General features: G+C 65.9%; 5 protein-coding genes. 1 reads left to right on the forward strand and 4 read right to left on the reverse strand.

What is annotated here, in order from left to right; translation table 11 throughout:
* On the reverse strand, positions 1-458 hold a 458-nt coding region (locus tag FNJ47_RS44475; protein ID WP_163162914.1), incomplete at its 3' end, for a YdcF family protein.
* 69 nt (positions 459-527) lie between these two features.
* Positions 528-1,142: a hypothetical protein gene (locus tag FNJ47_RS44480; protein WP_163162920.1), complete on the reverse strand. Its 615-nt coding sequence runs from the start codon at positions 1,140-1,142 to the stop codon at positions 528-530.
* A 165-nt stretch (positions 1,143-1,307) separates the two neighbouring features.
* Here FNJ47_RS44480 and FNJ47_RS44485 point away from each other — a divergent pair, with 165 nt between their 5' ends.
* Positions 1,308-1,742, forward strand: a complete 435-nt coding sequence (locus tag FNJ47_RS44485; RefSeq protein WP_021077998.1) for a hypothetical protein — start codon at positions 1,308-1,310, stop codon at positions 1,740-1,742.
* Between the two features lie 43 nt (positions 1,743-1,785).
* Here FNJ47_RS44485 and FNJ47_RS44490 read toward each other — a convergent pair whose 3' ends face one another.
* Both FNJ47_RS44490 and FNJ47_RS44495 read right to left on the reverse strand, forming a co-directional pair.
* Positions 1,786-4,188 carry an EAL domain-containing protein gene (locus FNJ47_RS44490; RefSeq protein ID WP_163162916.1) on the reverse strand — a complete coding sequence of 801 codons (2,403 nt, stop codon included), beginning with the start codon at positions 4,186-4,188 and terminating at the stop codon, positions 1,786-1,788.
* A gap of 211 nt (positions 4,189-4,399) precedes the next feature.
* On the reverse strand, positions 4,400-5,237 hold an 838-nt coding region (locus tag FNJ47_RS44495), incomplete at its 5' end, for an MFS transporter (RefSeq protein ID WP_163162918.1).

The following is a 5,237-nucleotide window of genomic DNA, read 5'->3' on the forward strand; positions in this document are numbered from 1 at the left end:
ACCAGCATCTTCCCAACCTCCGGCCAATGCCGGTGCAACGTCATCGGATAGCGCCGCGCGGTCCCGCTGTTGCCGAGGCAGATCACGCTTCCGACATTGGAGAGACCCAGCGCCGCGTCGATCACCGGCAGCGAGAAGATCACGTTCTCACCGGTGTTCTGCGCGCGATGCTCCTCGAGGATCCGTTCAGCCGGCACGCCGCGCGCCACCATTGCGGCCTTGATGATCTCGCATTCCGAGCGGTGATCGCCCGGCGTGACGCCGCCGCTCACGATCGACCAGCGTGCAAGCCCGTCGCGCCAGAGCCGGACCGCCGCGTCGACCCGCTCGGCAACATCGACGCGGGTGCCGAACACGAACAAAAGATCGGCGGGCTTGAGCGGCGTCTCGATCAGGTGCTGCGCATTGATCGCGGCGATCTCGTCGTCAGACGGAATCCGCAAACTGCGATCCTGCATGCCCCGTTCTCCCCGGCCACGACATCGCTGCGACGATGCCGCGCGCGGGCCTGCGCACGAAGTCACATTTCATTGCGCTTGATTGCGGGTGATCTTCGGCAGCAGCGCATCGGGCAATTGATCGAAGCTGTAGCGCCGTGGCCGGTTGCGCGTGACGAAGCCGCCGACCTGCCAGGTGAACAGCGCGGCAAAGCCCACCAGGAACAGCGCGCCGGTCCAGTTCGCTGTCAGCAGCGCCGTCAGCAGCAATCCGATCATTGCCACCGCAAGACAAGCCAGCAGCGCCAGTGCGGCAGTGTATGTCTTCGGCCCGAGACCCCCGACCAGCCTGGCCGTGCTGCCAGCCGCCTGCATCCGCCGATGCAGTTCGACGATGAAATCGCGGTAGAGATGCCCCTGCGGCGCCACCAGCGTCGCGGTCTGCCAGGTGGTCGAGAGGATCGCGATCCGCCCGCCCCTGGCGTTGTCGATGTCGGCGCGAAATCGCTGCTGCTGCATCGAGACCGGGCGATAAGACAGCTTCACCACGGAGATGTCGGCGTAATCCCACAGGCCCGACCTGCCGGCGATACACCACGACAGCCCGTCCTTGGTCAGCTCGAACTGGTGCGCCGAGCCGATCAACGAGGCCTTGTAGGCATAGCGCACCGCTGTGCCCTCGCCTGCCTCCGGCCGATCCTGCAACGTTGTTGGCAATCCGCCGTTCCACCTGTTCGGACACGCGCTATTGTTTGAGCATGATCTCCGCGCAAACGCCTTTGGCGTTTGTCGCGAGGGAAAACCGGCTTCCACTTTTCCGGATCATGCTTGCGCTTGCATCGGATGTCACGCCTATCCTACAAGCGAGCCATGCCCGAGACGACCTATTTTCCGCGTTACCTCATCCTCGGCGGCGCGATGATATCCGGCGTGCTGCTGGCGCTCGCCGTGCATATGCTCGGCGCGCGCTACGGGCTCGATCTCGGCGGCCTGTGGCGCTCCGATAGCCACGAATTCATGCCGGCCGGCGCGGCGATTGCGTGGTGGCTGATCGCATCAGTCGGGTTTTCGGGCGGCTATTTCACGGCCAATCTGATGCACAGCGCGGTGGCCGGCCAGATCCCGCAGCGGATGCGCCAGTTCCTGATCGTCGTCGGCGTGCTGATGCTGGCCGGCGCCGGCCAGGCCGCGTCCGCGCCGAGCGCGGTCTCGACCATTTCCGCCGTGCTCGCCGGCCTCGCCGCTCTGTGCCTCGGCGCCGTGATGGCGTTCTGCGGCGCCTATTTCGCCCTGCGCAAGAGCTAGAACGCTTTCGAGAAGAATCCAGCGACCCAGCCTTCTCGCAAAATCAGGCGACCGAGCGCTCCGGCATCCGGTGCAGCATCTTGATGACGTCGGCCGCCGGCCGCGGCGGGCTGAACAGATAGCCCTGCGCCTGGGTGCAGCCCTCCTGCCGCAGCAGGTCGAACTGCGTGTCGGTCTCGACACCCTCGGCCGTGGTGACGATGCCCAGGCTCTTGCCGAGGCCGGTGACCGCGCGCACGATCGCCATCGAGTCCTCGCGTGTCGCCAGGTCGGTCACGAAGGAACGGTCGATCTTGATCTTGTCGAACGGGAAGCTGCGCAGATAGCTCAGCGAGGAATAGCCGGTGCCGAAATCGTCCAGCGAGATGCGGACACCGAAACCGCGGAGCTCGTGCAGTACCGCGAGCGTCGCCTCGCTGTTCTGCAGCAGCACCGATTCGGTGATCTCGAGCTCGAGCCGATCCGCCGCGAGGCCCGACGCATCCAGCGCCGCCTTCACCGACGACACCAGGTTGGGGTTCTTGAACTGCACCGGAGACAGGTTGACGGCGACCGCGATGTCCGCCGGCCACCTTGTTGCCTCCATGCAAGCCTTGCGCAGCACGATCTCGCCGAGCGGAACGATCAGCCCGGTCTCCTCGGCGACCGGAATGAAATTGTTGGGCGCGATCAGCCCGCGCAGCGCGTGGTTCCAGCGTGCCAGCGCCTCGAAGGCGACCACCCGATCACCCTCGACATCGCGGATCGGCTGGTAATAGACCTCGAACTCGTCGCGCTCGAGCGCGAACCGCAGGTCACGCTCCAGCAGGCGGCGCGCCTGCGCGCGCGCATCCATTCCGGTCTCGAAGAACCGGTAGGTGCCGCGACCGTCGGCTTTGGCGCGGTACAGCGCGAGATCGGCTTTTTGCAGCAGTTCGTCGGGATCCTTGCCGTCCTCGGGCGCGAGCGAGATGCCGATGCTGACGCCGATCACGAGTTGATGGCCACCGATCTCGTAGGGCGCGGCGATCCGCTCGACCACCTGACTTGCCAGCGACGACACGACCGACGGTTCGCAGTTGCTGCAGAACTGCACGATGGCGAATTCGTCGCCGCCGAGCCGCGCCACGGTGTCGTGCTCGGTCACGCATTCGCCGAGCCGGCGTGCGACTTCACGAAGCAGCGCGTCGCCGATCGGATGCCCGAGCGTGTCGTTGATTTCCTTGAAATGATCGAGATCGAGACAGAGCACCGCGAGCTGGTCGGAGCGCTTGGCCAACCGCGAGGCCTTCTCGAGCTGCTCGCGGAACAGCGTCCGGTTCGGCAGATTGGTCAGCGCATCATGCCGCGCCATGTGCGAGATCTGTTCCTGGGCCTGCTGCCATTCGGTGATGTCTTCGAAGGTCGCGACCCAGCCGCCGCCCTTCATCGGCTGATCGACGACGCGGATCGCGCGCTCGTTGCGGCTGATGATCCGCGTTCCGCTGTTGCCGGCCTTGGCCTCGGCGATCAGGGCATCGCAGAGCTCTTCGGGATCGCCGTCCCACTCGTCGATGGAATGGAGGTCCTGCAGGACGTCGATCAACAGACGTCCCTGGAGCGGCACGCGATTGCGCCCCATCATCTCGCTGTAGCGCTCGTTGAACAACATGATGCGGCCGTCAGCGTCGAACATGCACAGTCCCTGCGACATGTTCTCGAGCGCGGTATCCAGCACCATCTTCTGCTTGTGAAGCTCGGTCTTGGCGCGACGATCGAGGATGGAGGCGATCAGCGAGAGGCCGAGGATCGCGAACGCCGCAACTGCGGTCATGAACGAGAGCACGCGCGGCGAGACCGACATTCCGTCCGGAACGATCGTCGGATCCGGCACCAGTGTCACCGCGCCCATCGCGGTGAAATGATGCGAGACGATCGCGACGGTCAGAAGACCGGTCGCGGCGGCCGTGAGTCCAAACCGTTCGCCACGCGTGGCAATGACGAGCGCGAGCGCGCCAAACAGGCTTCCGAATGCGATCGACGCGGCCACGATGCCGGGCGACCAGACGATGCGGGCGGGCAGCTCCAGCCCCAGCATGCCGGTGTAATGCATGGCGGCGACACCGGCGCCGACGATCGCGCCACCGGCCGCAACCGTCCACCAGCGCTGATCGAGCGTTGCGACCGCCAATCCGACGGCCAGGATCGCAACCGCGAGCACCAGCGACAGCAGCGTGATGGGAATGTTGTATCCGGCCTCGATGCCGGGATCGTACGCCAGCATGGCGACGAAATGGGTGGCCCAGATACCGCAACCGCCGACCGCCGCATCGAGACCGATCCAGATCTCGCGGGCACGGCCCTCCGCAGCGCGGGCGCGGTGAAACAGGCTGATCGCGACGGCACTGGCGAGCAGGCAGATCACCCCACCAAGGACGACCAACCGCCAGTCATGTTCCAAGGTGAGACAGGTTAGAACGCGATACATATAGGCCCCCGTTATGGACCCATAAGAACAGGCGCATTCGTGTACGAACGGTAACCGCACTGCAGCAAGGCTCCACGCATGGTGAAGAAGCCTTGAATGAGAAGTAATTCGCCGCGGAAAACGGTGGCTGCGCGGACGCTTAGCTGCGCGAACGCTTATGTGACTTGCACGCGTAAGCCGCAGCGCAATTTCGCGTTCGCGCCAATTCTCGTCAGCGCGCTTGTGACGATGCGCCGATCCAGATCAGCGCGGCCGCCGCAAGCAACACGGCGGCCGAGATACCGAGGGCCGCATGCAGGCCGGCGATGAAGGCCGCGGACCGGCTGACCATCGAGCCGAACAGCGCGACGCCAAGCACGCTGCCGGTCTGCCGGGTCGCATTCAGCACCCCGGCAGCGATGCCGGCATGCTGCGGTTCGGCACTGCCGAGCAACGTCGACGTCAAGGGCGGGACCAAGAGGCCGAGGCCGCCGCTGATCGCCAGCAGTTGCAGGCAGATCGCCGGATAACCGGTACCGGCGCCGATCAACAGCAGCGCCAGGCATCCGGCGGCCGAGAGCGCCGCGCCGAGCGCGATCGTCCGCGGCGCGCCGATCCGCTCCGCAACATGCGGCGCGATCAAATTGGCGGGCAGCACGGCGCCGAGCATCGGCACGAACGCCAGGCCGGTTGCGAACGCCGACAGTCCGTTGACCTGCTGGAAGTAGAGGCTGAGCACGAAGATCAGGCCATAGAACGCGATGTTGACGAGGAGGCCGACGATCGACGTCAGCGCGAACATCCTGCGGCTGAACAGCGAGAGCGGCAGCATCGGCTGCTCCGCGCGGGCCTCGCGCCAGACGAACAGCACGGCAAAGATCGCGGCGAGGACGAAGCCTGCGACCACGAACGAGCTGCCCCAGCCGAGCGCACCGCCTTCGATCAGCGCGCCGGCCAGCGTGCCCAGCGCGGCAATCGCGGCCAACTGGCCCGGCAGATCGAGCCGGTGCTGCTGATGGCGCGTGGTTTCGCCGGCAAAGCGCCAGGCGAGCCAAAGGCCGGCCAGGCCG

The sequence above is a fragment of the Bradyrhizobium uaiense genome, assembly GCF_010811875.1.
In the GTDB taxonomy this organism is placed as follows: domain Bacteria; phylum Pseudomonadota; class Alphaproteobacteria; order Rhizobiales; family Xanthobacteraceae; genus Bradyrhizobium; species Bradyrhizobium uaiense.